The organism is Sphingomonas sp. IC081 (assembly GCF_006874585.1).
GTDB lineage: Bacteria > Pseudomonadota > Alphaproteobacteria > Sphingomonadales > Sphingomonadaceae > Novosphingobium.
Genome location: NZ_CP029762.1, coordinates 884,276 through 898,122, shown reverse-complemented (window position 1 = coordinate 898,122; position 13,847 = coordinate 884,276). Strand labels below are relative to the sequence as shown.

Sequence of the window (13,847 nt, the reverse complement as noted above, 5' to 3'; positions counted from 1 at the left end):
CTCATTTCGGGATCAGGCCCGGGCCGCGCGGATGGCGCGGTCCGGGCCTTTTTTGTGGGGCTGCCGTGGCCTGGCGTACCATCAGAATGAACCGGAGTGGGGATTTAACCATTCCTTCAGAGTTTCCCGCCGCATCGGCGCCTTGGCGTGCCGCGCCCGGCGGTATGCGTTCCCGTCCTGTCCGTTTTCCCGGCTTTTGCGCATGCACCGCGCCCGCTTGCGTGCCGGCGCGCAGCCGGTCCGCACGCCCCGCGCGGCGATGCGCGCACCGGAGCGGCGGACAGGGCCGGGGCGGCTCCTTCTCGGTGCGACACGCGCTGTCGCCGCGCCCTATGGTTTGCGGACGGAGAGGGCGATGGAACGCGTGCACCGCGTTTTTCAGGCCCCACAGAGGGGAAGGCTCGACATGATAGACCTAGACCGGATCACCCCGCCCGATCGCCGCGGCAACTATCTGCTTGCCGTGCGGATCGACAATGCCCGCGCCATCGAGGCGGCCTATGGCAGTGCCGCCCTGTCGGCGGCGCTCGACCATGTCCGCGCCGGGCTGCGCGCGCAGATCGAGACGGCCGAGATCGTCGAGACACGCGCGGCCGGATTGACCGCGACGGCCCATGCACCGCTGCTGGGCCCCGAGTTCCCGCGCCAGCAGGCCGATGCGCTGTGCATGGCCATCAGCACCGCGCCGCTGCGTTTCGGCAGGGCGCGGATCCTGCTCTCGGTTTCGGCCGGCTACAGCGATCCCTTCGAGGTCGGCGCCGAAGGCCACTACGCGCAGGCCCGGCGGCTTGCGCATCGGCGGCTGGAGGGCAGCCGCGCGCCCGCGCGCGCGGTGCTGCCGTGCAACCCCGGCGACGAGGCCCGCTACCGCGAGGACATGCAACTGGCCGCCCAGCTGATCGAGCGGCATCGCGCCGGCGAGACGTTTTTTGCCTGGCGGCCGATCTTCAGCCCGGACGATCCCGGTGTTGTCCTGCGCCACGAGGCCCTGCTGCGCTACGCGGGCGAGCGGGGCGAACAGTTCGATTGCGGGCGCTACTACCGCGCCCTGACGCGGCTCGGGCTGGCGCACCTGCTGGATCGGCTGCTGGTCACGCGAGTCCTTGACGAGCTTGCCGCCGATGCCGACGCGGAGCTGTCGCTGGAGATCTCGATGCAGAGCCTGTCGTTTGATCTCAACGGTCAGGACAGCGCCTGGACCGAACTGATGGGGCGGCTCGAACATCGCCCGGATCTGGCGGCGCGGCTGGTGCTGGAGGTCCACGAAGGTACGGCCCGCGCCGCGCGCGAGGACATTTTCACGTTTCTCGGCGTGTTCCGGGCGCTGGGCGGGCGGCTGGCCTTGTCCGGGTTCGGGTCGTGCAGCGCCTCGATCCGCGAGGTGGCGCGGCTGCGGCCCGACACGCTCAAGCTCGACAGCGCCTTCCTGCGCACCGCCGCCAGTTCCGGTCCGAACCGCGCGCGGTTTGCCGATCTGGCCGGCCTTGCCCGAAGCCTGGCGACGACGGTGATCGCCGATGGCGCGGAAACGCCCGATCAATGGGCGATCGTTGCCGAACAGGGCGTGCGCTGGATCGCCGCTGCCCGCCGCAATCGGGCCAGCACCCGCCGGGGCTGGGCTGCCGCCCGCCCGGCCAGCCCGGCGCCCGAGCGGCTTGCGCCCCTGAATCCACTGCCGCTGCCCGCCCATGCGACGGGCATTTCGGCACTGACCGTTCTCTTGACGTCACAGAAAGGAACCGGACATGAGCGTTGATGCCCTCCAGCGTGCGCACAGCCTTCTGGCCATCGTGCTCGACATTCTCGACGAAAGCGATGTCGACCTCAGCGCGGCCCTGGTTTCCAGTGCCATCGATGCGCTTGGCGAGGAGCGTCTCGGCAGGATGCGCGCGGCACGGACGAAGGCTCCTGCGGCGGCGCCTCGGCCTGCCCCCCGGCTTGGTGTGGGCGTGGGCGTGGTTGTGCCGCTGCGGCGCAGCTGCGCCTGAGTGACCGCTTGGAAATTCGCGGCTCAGATGTCGTCGCGGCCGAGCCGGATCAGGAAGCGGGTACCCTTGCCGTCCCGGTGCTGGACGCGAAAGTCGCCCGATGCGGCGGCGGCGACCTGCTCGACCAGCCAGTGCGTGGCGGGGTCGAGCATTGGCCCGGTCAGCGGCAGGCCGTGCTCGTCGCTGCATTGCACGGTGATCGACACGAAGGCAGGGCCCAGCGAGGCGGCCACCCGCACCGTGCCCTTGCGCTTGCTGCCGTCGGCGCGGATGTAGGCGGCAAAGGCATTGAGCAGGGCGGCCACCGCCATCATCTCCAGCGCGCCGTGATGGGCGGGCACGGGATGGTCCAGCGCGTCGCCGCCAATGTCGAGCACGACGCCGTGGTGGCGCACGTTGGACCTGGTGGCGGCGATCGCCCGGGCCAGCACGTCGCGCACGGCCAAATGGCCAGGCTCGCCCTGGCTGTCGCGCCCGAAGCCCCGAAACAGCGCGAGGATCTGCGCGGCCGCCTCGGTATGCGTGGAGATCCGGGCGATCCGGTCGGCGAGATTGGCCTTGGTCTGGGCGTCGATGTCCAGCTGGTCGATGATGTAGCCCATGTTGCCATTGGCCATCGAGATGACGTTGAGCGGCTGGGCCAGATCGTGGAGCATGCCGCTGGTGACGCGGCCAAGCAGCAGGTCGCGGGTGACCGGCACCAGCCCGTCGTCGCCCCACGACAGCAGGCGCGCGTCGCCCACCGCCAGATGACGGGCCAGGCCGGCGCCGAGATAGGCGGCCAAGGGCATGCCGATGATCGTGATGGCCGCGTCGGAAAGGCCGATTGGCGTCAGGCCGGATTGCTGCAGCGCGGCGGCGCGGCAGACGATCACCAGGGCAAGCACCACGACCCAGGCCCAGCGGGGCGGTTGCAGCGAAGGGGTCAGCAGCCGCTGCGGCATGAACAGACCGGCCATCGCCAGGCCCACCAGGGTCCAGGATTCCGGGGCCTGCTGGGCCTGGCCGCTCACCAGCAGGTTGATGCCCAGGACAAGCGTGACCAGCCCCAGCTTGAGCCGCCGGTTGAGCACCACCAGCGCGCCCACGGCGAGGGCGGCCAGCATGGCGGTTTCCGGTGCATGGGGGATCGCCAGGCCAAAGACGATCGTGCCCAGCGCGGTGACCAGCGGGAAGAACCGGGTGCCGTCCTCCCAGGCGCGCATCCGCAGCATCAGTGAGCCCCGGCCCTTACCCCGGCCCTTACCCCAGCCCTTACTCTTGCCCGGGCTGCTCGGGACCTTGCCGGCAGGCGGGGGCGCACCGGGATCACCATCGGCGGCATCCCGGTCACGCCGGGCGGTAAAGTCCGCCAGTTCGACCACGGTGCTGGTTGATCTGGTCATGCCCTGTGTACTCCCGCAAGCTGACGCCGACCGGCAGTCGATAACGTCGCTGGCTCAGTCTTCATTGCCATGAGCCGTGCCGGCAATTGCAATCGCGCCAAGATCGCAGCACCGCTGCGCGTCTGTAATGAACATGAATATTTCCTTGGACCAGAAGGCAAGTCTTCAATGCGCAGGATTTTGTTTATTGGCGTCCCGTCCATCTGCCGATCAAGGCCTTGATCGTCCGTTGAAGTGGCGATGAATCAGGCGATTTGTGCGCTGCGACACTCTTTTCCACCAGGACGGGGACCAAGAACACACCGTAAAAGAACCAATCCGAACACGATCGGAAGCAGATCCCCGCTGGGAAACCGGTCCGGAAGCCAGCATTTGGCGCGTGTTTGAGGCAAGCATCGGTTTGTGCGGGCAAGTGTAAAGTCATCGTATACCGAACAATGCCCTCGCATCGGCTTTTTCTCCATGCCCCGATGTATCCCGATCCGGATACTCTGTGCACGCAACATCGGTATTCGATCGTGCAACCGGGGGAAACATTCATTCGTGGATGTCGGTGCTGACGATGGGATTTGCGTAAGCGCAAGATCTTTGGGGGTTATTGCATGCGCTTGGGTTCGAAAGCGAAACTGACGATCGGCATCGGCCTTGTTGCGGCGGCTGGTTTCGCGGCTCTCGGGCTGCGGGAGATGGGCAAGGCCGGACGGGACGTGGCCGATCTGGCGGCCAGGGCCGCGGTCCAGCCCTCCACGCCGGCAAGGCCGCTGCTGGTCGCCACCACCCGCCCGATCCGGACCGGCGAGACGATCCGCGCCGACATGATCCGCAATGCCAAAGCCGATCCGATGCGGTTCCCCACCGCCGTTTCGGCCGCCGAGATCCTCGGAAAAGTGGCGACGCGCGACATTGCGGGCAATTCCCTGATCCCGCGCGAGGCGATCGGCGAGGAGACCAAGCTGGCCATCCGCGTGCCGATGGGCATGCGCGCGATCAGCATCGACACGACCGCCGAGATCGCGGTGGCGGGGCTCGTGCGGCCGGGTGACCGGGTCGACGTGCAGGTCGTCTATCCCGGCGAGGATGCGATCACCGGCGCGCGCGGCATGGGCCGCAGCGAGGCGCGGACGCTGCTGCAGATGGTGCCGGTCCTTGCCGTGGGCGACGTGGTTGTCGGTACTTCCGTGGAGAGCGGGATCGGGCAAAGTGGGATCGGGCAAAGTGGGATCGGGAGCGGGATCGGGCAGGGCGGCGGGACTGCCGAGGTCCGCGCCCCGGCGGCGCCGGCGCGCACGGTGACGCTGGCGCTGTCGCCCGAACAGGTCTCGCGCCTCTCGCTCGCGAAGAGCACCGGCGCGCTCTACCTTTCGCTGCGCAATCCCGACGACAAGGCCGAAGTCGCGCTGGCCGGGGAGGACGGTCCGCGTCCGCTCGCCCGGGCGGTGCCGCGCGATCCCTCGCCGGTGCGAACCGCGCACAGGGGCGCAGCCCGGTCCCCCGCAGGCGGCCCGCGCGCGCCCCGTTCCGCGCCTACTGCCCCCAAGCCCCACGCCATTGAACTCGTGGTCGGCGGCAACAGCGCAACCATCTATTCCGGGAGTGCCTCGCAGTGAAACCCATGACGGCATCCGGTCTCGTGCTTGCAGCGGCGCTGCTTGCGCTTCCTGCCGCGCAGGCCCGCGCAGCAGCAGACGGCGGAAAGGCGGACGGCGGAAACGCGCGGCGCGACACCCTGCAGGTCGGCGAGAAGCGGACCCTGTCCTATCCGCGCGACATCGGCCGCATCGAGGTGAGCCGCGAGGGCGTGCTCTCGGTCGCGGCGCCGACTTCCAGATCGCTCAAGGTGAACGGCATCGGCGCCGGAGAGGCCGAACTGACCGTCTATGCCGCCGACGGCAGCGTGCTGGGGCAGTCGCTGGTGGCGGTGGGCAGGGCGCAAGCGCCCTCCGCCGGTGACCGTTCGGGCTTCACGGCGGGCGAGAAAGTCGTGGCGGTGGACGTGCAGTTCGCCGCCGTCTCCAGTTCGACGCTCAAGGAACTGGGCTTCAGCTTCACCAAGCTGGCGGGGGATCTGCAAGGCGCGGTGATCTCGCCCAGCAGCCTCAACGGCTTCAGCGCGGGCAGCGGCGGCCTCAGCATCGACGCTTCCGCGCCGATCCAGAGCGCGTTCAACCTGTTCCTGTCCTCGTCGAGACACGGCATCGGCGCGGTGCTCAGCGCGCTGTCGTCGAACGGGCTGTCGCAGCTGCTCGCCCAGCCGACGCTGCTGGTGCGCTCGGGCGAGCAGGCGAGTTTCCTGGCCGGCGGCGAGTTTCCGGTGCCGGTGCCGCAGTCCAACGGCGGCAACGGCAACACGATCTCGATCCAGTACAAGGAATTCGGGGTAAGACTGTCGGTCACCCCCTATGTACTGTCCAGTGACCATATTGTTCTCAAGCTGGCGCCCGAAGTCAGCGAGCTTGACTATGGCAACGGTGTCCAGCTTCAGGGCTATACCGTGCCCGGAATCCGCCGCCGTTCGGCGGAAACGACGGTGGAACTGGGCAGCGGGCAGAGCTTCGTGATCGCCGGGCTCAACTACAGCAACAGCCAGGTGACCAAGGGCAAGGTTCCGCTGCTGGGCGACATTCCGGTGCTGGGGGCGTTCTTCAAGCGCCAGCAGAACCAGAAGGAACGGCAGGAACTCATCATCGTGGCGACGCCGCGACTGGTCGAGCCCGAAGCGGTGCCGCCCAGCCTGCCTGCGGCGATGAAACCGCTCGACCCCTCGATCGGCCAGATGGTCCTGAACACCGACGGGGTCGAGCAGGCGACCAATTCCTTTGGCGTGGTGAGGCGCTGACATGCCGACGATCAACCTTCTTTCCGTCGACCGCGCGCTGGAACGCCGCCTTGTCGAGGCGGTGGGCGAGCATGTCGAGGTCGAGATGATCCAGTCGCTCGAACTGGCGGACCTGTCCGCACCGGGCCTCATCGTCATCGATCATGCCTCGGTTCCGTCCGAGCGCTCGCTGGCATCGTCGATCGGGCAGGTGCTGCACGGCGCGCCGGGGCGCAGCGTGGTGGTCGCCACCGACGACATGTATGCCGAGCACGTGCTGGGCGCGATCCGCGCCGGTGCCGCCGATGTCTTTGCCCGCAACGCCGAGAGCAGGCAGATCGGCGAGGTCATGACGCGGCTGCTCAACACGGCGCTGACCGCGCAGGGGCGGCTCGGCCGCTTCACCCTGGTCCTGGGCACCGATCCCGAGGCCATGGCGGTGCTGGCGACCGACATGGCGCTGGCGCACAGCCGGAACGAGACGCCCAGCCTGCTGATCGATTGCAGCCTGCCGTCGAGCACGGCGGAGGCCTATCTCGACCTCAAGGTCGATTACGGCATTGCCGCCGCGGTCGCCGATCTGGGCCGCATGGATACCAGCCTGCTCTCCGATGCCCTGGCCCGGCACGAGGCGAGCGGGCTGTCGCTGCTCACCTTCGACGGCGGCACCGGCGCCGAGCCGACCGGGATCGGGCCGAGCGACATCGTCGGGCTGGTGCAACTGCTGCGCGCCAGTTTCGGGCAGGTCGTGCTGGGGGCGGGCAGCCTGCGTCATCCGGGGCTCCTGCGCGAGCTGGCGGCGCAGGCGACCGCGGTGGAAGTGGTGTGCAGCCAGTCGATCCGCGAACTCGACGCCTGCCGCCGCCTGCTGGAAAAGACCGCGCTCGATACCGCCACGGCGGCGCGCCAGCGGCTGATCGTGTGGGACTATGATCCCCGCATCCTGCTCGACGGGCGGCGCATGGCGGACGTGCTGGGCATCGATGCGGTGCTGGGCGTGCAGGTGGACCGGGTGCGGGCGCGCAATGCGCTCAATGCCGGACGGCCGATGCTGCTCGACCGCGAGGCCGGGCCTTACGTGCAGGCGGTGCGCCGTGCCTGCAACATCGCCGCGCCGGTCACCGGCGCCCGCCTCAGGATCGACAGGATGCGCCAGGCGGTGCTGCGCCGGATGGAGAAGAGGGCATGAGCCTGCTGACCGCAGACGACGAGATCCTGCGCCACGCCGGTTCCGGCCGCCGCCATGCGGTGGCCCAGCCCACCGCGCAGCGCATGAGCGACAGCTATCAGGCGGTCAAGGCGCTCACCTGCCAGCAGGTGATCGACCAGTTGGAAGCGCAGGGCGTGACCGCCGAGGCGCTCGACCAGCGGGCGCTGCGCCAGGAGATCGAGCAGGTCATCTCCAGCCGCAGCCGCCGCGGCCAGCTGGCGCTCAACAGCGCCGAGCGGCTGGTGCTGATCGAGGATGTCGAGGACGAGGTGGTCGGCCTCGGGCCGCTGGCGCCCTTGCTGCGCGATCCCGGCATCGACGACATCATCGTCAACGGCGCCCACACCATCTACGTCGAGCGCGCGGGCCTGCTGGAGCAGGTGGAAACGCGCTTTCGCGACGATGCCCACCTGATGAACATCATCCAGCGGATCGTCGGCCCGATCGGCCGCCGGGTCGACGAGGCGACGCCGTTTGTCGACGCCCGGCTGGCCGACGGATCGCGCGTCAACATCGTCATCCCGCCGATCGCGCTCGACGGGCCGCTGGTCTCGATCCGCAAGTTCCGGCTGCAGGCGCTGACGCTGGAAGACTGCGTGGGCGGCGGGGTGATGAGCGCGGCGATGGCCGCCTATCTTTCGGCCGCCGTGCGCTCGCGCCTGAATATCCTGATCTGCGGCGGCACCGGGGCGGGCAAGTCGACGCTGCTCAACGTGCTGTCGGGCTGCATCGGCGAGCGCGAGCGGCTGGTCACCATCGAGGACGCGGCCGAACTGCAACTGCATCAGCGCCATGTCGTGCGCCTCGAAACGCGCCCGCCCAATGTCGAGGGCAGCCGCGAGGTCAGCGCCCGCGACCTGCTGCGCAATGCCCTGCGCATGCGGCCGGATCGCATCATCCTGGGCGAAGTGCGCGGGATCGAGGCGGTGGAGATGCTGCAGGCGATGTCGACCGGGCACGACGGCTCGATGGCGACGCTGCACGGCAATACCCCGCGCGATGCGCTGGCCCGCCTCGAGATGCTGCTGGGCTTTGCCGGACAGCAGAGCGACGTGCGCGCGATCCGCCGTTTCGTGGCCAACAGCGTCCACGTGATCGTCAACATCCAGCGCCTTGCCAACGGCACCCGGCGGATCACCAGCGTCACCGAAGTGACCGGCGTGGAGGGCGATGCCTATTCGCTCAACGACCTGTTCCGCTTCGAGGAGCTGCCGCCTTTGTCGGGCGAGGGCACGTTCCGCACGCTGTCCCCCCGGCCCTATCACGCCGCGCGCCTGCGCGATTTTGTCATGCCCGGCGCGCCGGGCGGCACCGGGGGGAACGCGCCGTGGTGAGGGCAGGGGCCTATCTCGTGCTGGCGCTGCTGACGCTCGGCGGCCTCGCCTGGTACCTCCTGGCCGAACGGGCGCGCGGTATCGCCGCGGTGGACCGGCGGCTGGCGCAGATGGTCGCGCCGAGCCGGACCGCGGCCCCCGGTGCGGCGCGGATCTCGGTGCCCGAACGCATGGCGCCGCTGCTGGCGCAGGCCCAGGTCGAGATGACGCGGCAGGGCCTGCGCCATCTGGCGCTGGCCGCGCTGGCGGTGGTGCTGGCGGCGTTGCTGCTGGCCGGGCCGGTCGCGGCGCTGGTGCTGGTGATCGGCGTGCCGATGGCCGGATATTCCTGGCTCCAGTCCCGTGCCCGCAAGCGGATCGAGGCGCTGACCGATGCCTTGCCGCTCTATCTCGACGGGGTGCGGCAGCTGCAGGCGGTGGGCAATTCGCTGGCGCAGGCGCTCGAACGGGCGCTGGCCGATGCCCCGGACGCGGTGCGCGGCTACTTCGCGGCGACCGGACGGCGGCTGGAGATGGGCGCGCCGGTTGCCGAGACCATGCAGCAGCTGGCCGACCGGTTGCGCGTTCCCGAAGTATCGATGCTGGCCGCCGCGATCCGCACCAACTTGCGGTTCGGCGGCTCGCTGGGAACCGCGCTGACCAACCTTGCCGCGATCCTGCGCGAGCGGGTGCGGATCCGGCGCGAGCTTTCGGCGGCCACGTCGGAATCGCGGATCAGCGCGCGCGTGCTGATCGCGATGCCGCTGCTCGCCATGGCGCTGCTGATGTTCATGAACCCGGGCTACCTCGATTTCTTCACCGGCGATCCGCGCGGGCAGAAGCTCTCGGTCTTTGCCATCGGTCTCGAGGCGCTGGGCATCGTCGTGGTGCGGCGGATGATGAGGCTCGAATTCTGATGGCCTCGCTCGCCTCGCTTGTGCTGTTGTCGTTCGCTGCGGGCAGTCTGGCCGTGGCGGGGCTTGGCTTGCGGCTTCTGCGCGCGGATGCGCGGCTGCAGGAGCGGGTGAACGCGGCGGGGCGGGGCGCCGCCGCGCCGCGTCCGCAAGGCGGGCTGTTGCGCTACCCGTTGCCGCGCATCTTTGCCGTGCGGGGGCGCGACCGGGACGAAGTGGAGCAGCGTCTGCGCAAGGCGGGCTATTTCGATCCGTCCGCGATCGAGGTCTTTGCCTGGCTGCGGGTCGGCGCGGCGGCGATGGCGGGTCTTGCCAGCATGGCCGTCTGCCTTGCGGTGACCGGCAATCCCTTCAAGCCGCTGTTCCCGACTTTTGCGCTGGCCGGTCTCACGTACATCGCGGCCAAGTACGTGCTCAGGATGCGGGCGGCGGGGCGCGAGCGGGTTCTCACCGCCGAGTTTCCATTCCTGCTCGATCTCATGCTGATGATGCTCGAAAGCGGCGTATCGCTCGACCAGTGTTTCCGCGCCATCGCGCGCGAGGAACAGGTGGCGGTGCCCCGCCATGCGCGCCTTGTCGCCATGCTGGTCGACGATCTCGATCGCGGGCAGGACTACCAGCTTGCGTTCGACCGCTGGGCGGCGCGGGTGGCGGTGAGCGGTTCGCGCGAACTGGCCACGGTTTTCCGCCAGTCGCTGTTCCACGGCATGGAACTGGTCCCGGCCTTGCGCGAATTCGTGCGCGAGTTCTCGCAGCGCCGGGTCGCGCGTGCGCGCGAGGCGATCGGCGCGATCACCGTGCGCATGGTGATCCTGATGCTGGTCTTTTTCATGCCCGCGCTGTTCATCGTGCTGGCCGGGCCGCCGGTCGCCGCGATCCTCGATACCTTGCGGAGTTCGGCCCCATGATCGTACCCCTCGCGTTTTGTCGCCATGGCCGCGTGTTGCTGGCGCTGGCGCTTGTTGCCCCCGCTGCCTCACCGGCGCTGGCGGCCGAGCACGGCTCGCCGGCGGCGGGGCTGAGCGATCCGGCCGTGCAGGGCTCCACCCGCACGCTCTACCTGTCGCTGATCCGGCAGGCGCGGGTGGACGGGCGGGCACGGGCGGCGCTGGCCTATCTCGACGATTTCGACCGCCAGTATCCGCGCGACCGCGATGCCCTGATGCTGCGCGTCAATTGCTTGCTCGACCTTGGCCAGACCGATGCGGCGGAGGCGGCTCTGAAGCGCATTGCGCAAAACCCGCAAGACGGCGGCGTGCTGGAAGTGCGCGGCCATGTCGCGGCCGCGCAAGGCCGCTGGCAGCAGGCCGCCACAGACTATGCCGAGGCGCTGGTGCAAAGCCCGGCCAATCCCCTGATCGGCAATGCGCTGGGGTATGCGCGGCTGCGTTCCGGCCAGCCGGAGCTGGCGGTGGAAGCGCTGAAAGCGGCGTACGATCTGGCCCCGCGCGAAGCGGTGATCCGCAACAATCTGGTGCTCGCGCTCACCGTGGCGGGGCGCGGCGGCGAGGCCGACACCGTGCTGGGATCGGTGCGCGACCCGGCCGCCCGCGCCCGGATCCGGCGCGAGGTCGCCGCGCAGGCGCCGTCGCTGGCAGCGCCCGTGCCCGCTGTTCCTGGCCCCGTCCTTGGCCCTGTCCCTGCCCCTGCCCCTGCCCCTGCCGAGACGGGAGGGCAGCATGGCTAGCGCCGGGCACGCATTCCTGCGCCGTTTTGCCCGCCGGCTGGCGCGCGACCAGCGGGGCGTCGTCGGGCCGGCGGTGGCGGTCCTGGGGGTCATGCTGCTGTCGGCGGCGGGCATGGCGCTGGACAGCGGCCTCTACTATTTCGGCAATCGCGAACTGCGCTCGGCCACCGAAGCGGCGGCGCTGGCCGCGGCCATGTATCCCGACCAGGCCGGCGCCCGCGCGCAGGACTATCTGGTGCGCAACGGCTATTCCGATACGACCATCCTGCAATCGGTCGAAGTCGGCCGGTACTGTGCGGATTCGGGTCTCGACGCGGCAGACCGCTTCGACAGGAGCTATGCGCGCTGCCCGGGCAACGGCCTCAGCACGGCGGTGCGCATTCACACAACCAAGCCGAGCCGCCGCTATTTTTCCAAGCTGCTCGGCCCGATCAACCCGATCCCCGATCTGGCCGCCACCGCCACGGCGGCGCGGATCGACGAGGCGGGCGTCGGCGTCACCTCGGACGTGCTGACGAACGTCGTCTCGCCGCTGCTGGATTCGATCACGACGCCGCTGGTCTCGACGCTCAACAGCCTGCTGAGTTCGCTGCTGGGCATTCCGATCTCGCTCGGCAAGACCGACGTGCAGTGGCTGATGCAGGGCAATGTCAACGCGGGCCTGTTCTTCGACAAGCTCGCCGCGAAAGAAGGGTTCGAGGGCACCTACGGCGAACTGGTGAGCCGCTCCCACGGGCTGAAGGACATCGCCGAGGCCGCGGCCGAGGCGGCGGCCGACGCCGATACCCGGGCCGCGCTCACCGTCTTTGCGGGGCAGGTCGGCAATGGCTACAAGGTTCCGTTCAGCGGGCTGTTCGGCCTCGGCGTGTGGAAGAATATGCCGGTGGGAGGCGCCGCCAATCCGCAGGCGCTGCGTGCCGGGATGAACGCCTATCAACTGCTGATCTACGCGGTGCAGGCCGGGCCGACCGCCGTCGACCTTTCCACCGCGGTGAGCCAGCTGGTGCCGGTCAGCACCGTCAGGATCGGCCTGGTGTCTAGCGGTGCGGGCGATCGTCCCCGTTTCGCCTTCGGGCCTGCGGGGGAAACTTTCGTCGCCACCTCGGCGCTGCGGGTGCAGGTGCTGATCGACCTGCCGGTCAATCTCGCGGTCGCCTCGGTCAACGTGCACCTGCCCGTCATCCTCGACGTTGCCGCGGCGCAGGCGCAAGTGACCGGGATCAACTGCCCCGACACCGGCGAACAGGCCAGCGACACCACGGTGAACGTCCTGGCCAGTTCCGGCCTCGTCAATGCCTATGTCGGCGATGTGCCTGCCTTCGATCCGATGGCCAGGACGCTGCCGGCGCTGCAGGCGGCGGACTTCAAGCAGACCGAGATCGCCGGCATCTCGCTGCTGGGCATCGGCGCCACCGTCAGCGGCAGGGCGGTGGTGCAGCCGGTCGCCGGGGCGCAGAGCGCGGCGCTGACGTTCGGCCCCGGCGCCGGCACGCCCGCGCAGCCCACGCATGCGCAGACGATCGGCAATGCGGTGAAGATCGGCCAGACCCTCAGCAGCGTCACCACCAGCCTGCTGCGCTCGGACGGGCTCGACGTGAAGCTCGACGTTCTGGGGGCCTGCCTGCCGCTCGCCTGCTCGCTGCTGGAATCGACCGGCCTTTCGACCGTCACCGGCACCGTCCTGCCCGCGCTCGTGCAGCCGGTGACCGATCTGGTCGGCACGGTGGTCGATCCGCTGCTGACCAATGTGCTGACCGCGCTCGGCATCCAGCTCGGCACCGCGCGGGTCTGGACCACCGGGGCACGCTGCGGGGTGCCCGTGCTGGTGTGACATTCACGGACACCGATGCCGGGCAAGCCCCCGTCCGGCATCGGTACTCTCAAGGGGGGCAATGGGGAGAAATACGATGAAGGACATGGTTCTCAAGTTCCTGGTCCGCCTCAAGACCGATGAACGCGGCCTCACGGCCGTTGAATACGCGGTTCTCGGCGCCATCGTAGTGGGCGGGATCGTTGCGGTCGGCGATGCGTTCCAGGCCGATCTTTCGACGGCATTCGGGCATCTGTTCGACCAGACCTGAACGGGAGGTTCTGCCATGCGCATGTCCGCCGGATGCTTGTCCCGGTTACGGAGGTGCACGCGCGGGATGGCGGCGCTGGAGTTCGTTTTCCTGGCTCCGGCGCTGCTTCTCCTGGTCTTCGGCACCATCGTCTATTCGATCTATTTCAGCGCGCTGATCGGCGTGCGGCAGGCCGCTGCCGAAGGCGCGCGGGCGGCGGTTGCCGGGCTCTCGTCCCCGGAACGGGCGAGCCTCGCCCGGGCCCGGGCGGCGGCGGTGATGGACAATTACAAGACGCTGCTCGGCAACAGCAGCACGCCGGTTATCACCGCCAGCGCCGACGGCACCGGCGCCTTCACCGTCGCGGTCAGCTATGACATGAGCAGGAGCCCGATCATGCGTTACGGCAACATGGTTCCGCTGCCGACGGCGAACCTCAGTGCCAGCGTCACCGTGACCAACGGCGGCTATTGAG

13 protein-coding genes are annotated in these 13,847 nt (G+C 69.3%); 12 read left to right on the top strand and 1 reads right to left on the bottom strand.

Annotated elements, in window-relative coordinates; genetic code table 11:
• The first annotated feature begins 406 nt into the window (after window positions 1-406).
• Together DM450_RS22060 and DM450_RS22055 are read left to right on the top strand one after the other, a co-directional pair.
• Window positions 407-1,756 carry an EAL domain-containing protein gene (locus tag DM450_RS22060; protein WP_185928813.1) on the top strand — a complete coding sequence of 450 codons (1,350 nt, stop codon included), beginning with the start codon at window positions 407-409 and terminating at the stop codon, window positions 1,754-1,756.
• Window positions 1,746-1,988, top strand: coding sequence for a hypothetical protein (locus DM450_RS22055; protein ID WP_142639151.1), 243 nt, complete (start codon window positions 1,746-1,748; stop codon window positions 1,986-1,988). The genes DM450_RS22060 and DM450_RS22055 overlap by 11 nt, the downstream gene beginning before the upstream one ends.
• A gap of 23 nt (window positions 1,989-2,011) precedes the next feature.
• Here the strand turns inward: DM450_RS22055 and DM450_RS22050 are convergent, their stop codons facing one another.
• Window positions 2,012-3,373 carry a HAMP domain-containing histidine kinase gene (locus DM450_RS22050; protein ID WP_142639149.1) on the bottom strand — a complete coding sequence of 454 codons (1,362 nt, stop codon included), beginning with the start codon at window positions 3,371-3,373 and terminating at the stop codon, window positions 2,012-2,014.
• Window positions 3,374-3,975: 602 nt separating this feature from the next.
• Here DM450_RS22050 and cpaB point away from each other — a divergent pair.
• The 10 genes from cpaB (at window position 3,976) to DM450_RS22000 (ending at window position 13,846) form a co-directional block, all read left to right on the top strand.
• Window positions 3,976-4,980, top strand: a complete 1,005-nt coding sequence (cpaB, locus tag DM450_RS22045) for a Flp pilus assembly protein CpaB (RefSeq protein ID WP_142639147.1) — start codon at window positions 3,976-3,978, stop codon at window positions 4,978-4,980.
• Window positions 4,977-6,209, top strand: coding sequence for a type II and III secretion system protein family protein (locus tag DM450_RS22040; protein WP_409529368.1), 1,233 nt, complete (start codon window positions 4,977-4,979; stop codon window positions 6,207-6,209). Before cpaB ends, DM450_RS22040 begins: the two co-directional genes overlap by 4 nt.
• 1 nt (window position 6,210) lies before the next feature.
• Entirely contained in the window at window positions 6,211-7,377 is a 1,167-nt protein-coding gene (locus tag DM450_RS22035; protein WP_142639143.1) for a histidine kinase, read from the top strand.
• The gene (locus DM450_RS22030) at window positions 7,374-8,732 is read left to right on the top strand and encodes a CpaF family protein (protein WP_142639141.1); all 1,359 of its coding nucleotides are present in this window, start codon (window positions 7,374-7,376) and stop codon (window positions 8,730-8,732) included. Before DM450_RS22035 ends, DM450_RS22030 begins: the two co-directional genes overlap by 4 nt.
• The gene (locus DM450_RS22025) at window positions 8,726-9,628 is read left to right on the top strand and encodes a type II secretion system F family protein (RefSeq protein ID WP_142639139.1); all 903 of its coding nucleotides are present in this window, start codon (window positions 8,726-8,728) and stop codon (window positions 9,626-9,628) included. Before DM450_RS22030 ends, DM450_RS22025 begins: the two co-directional genes overlap by 7 nt.
• Window positions 9,628-10,533, top strand: coding sequence for a type II secretion system F family protein (locus DM450_RS22020; protein WP_142639137.1), 906 nt, complete (start codon window positions 9,628-9,630; stop codon window positions 10,531-10,533). Before DM450_RS22025 ends, DM450_RS22020 begins: the two co-directional genes overlap by 1 nt.
• A complete protein-coding gene (locus DM450_RS22015; protein WP_142639135.1) occupies window positions 10,530-11,312 on the top strand; it encodes a tetratricopeptide repeat protein in 783 nt (260 codons plus the stop codon). The genes DM450_RS22020 and DM450_RS22015 overlap by 4 nt, the downstream gene beginning before the upstream one ends.
• Window positions 11,305-13,143 carry a TadG family pilus assembly protein gene (locus DM450_RS22010; protein WP_142639133.1) on the top strand — a complete coding sequence of 613 codons (1,839 nt, stop codon included), beginning with the start codon at window positions 11,305-11,307 and terminating at the stop codon, window positions 13,141-13,143. Before DM450_RS22015 ends, DM450_RS22010 begins: the two co-directional genes overlap by 8 nt.
• Before the next feature lie 76 nt (window positions 13,144-13,219).
• The gene (locus DM450_RS22005) at window positions 13,220-13,393 is read left to right on the top strand and encodes a Flp family type IVb pilin (RefSeq protein ID WP_142639131.1); all 174 of its coding nucleotides are present in this window, start codon (window positions 13,220-13,222) and stop codon (window positions 13,391-13,393) included.
• A 66-nt stretch (window positions 13,394-13,459) separates the two neighbouring features.
• The gene (locus DM450_RS22000; RefSeq protein WP_260610514.1) at window positions 13,460-13,846 is read left to right on the top strand and encodes a TadE family protein; all 387 of its coding nucleotides are present in this window, start codon (window positions 13,460-13,462) and stop codon (window positions 13,844-13,846) included.
• Window position 13,847: the final 1 nt, after the last annotated feature.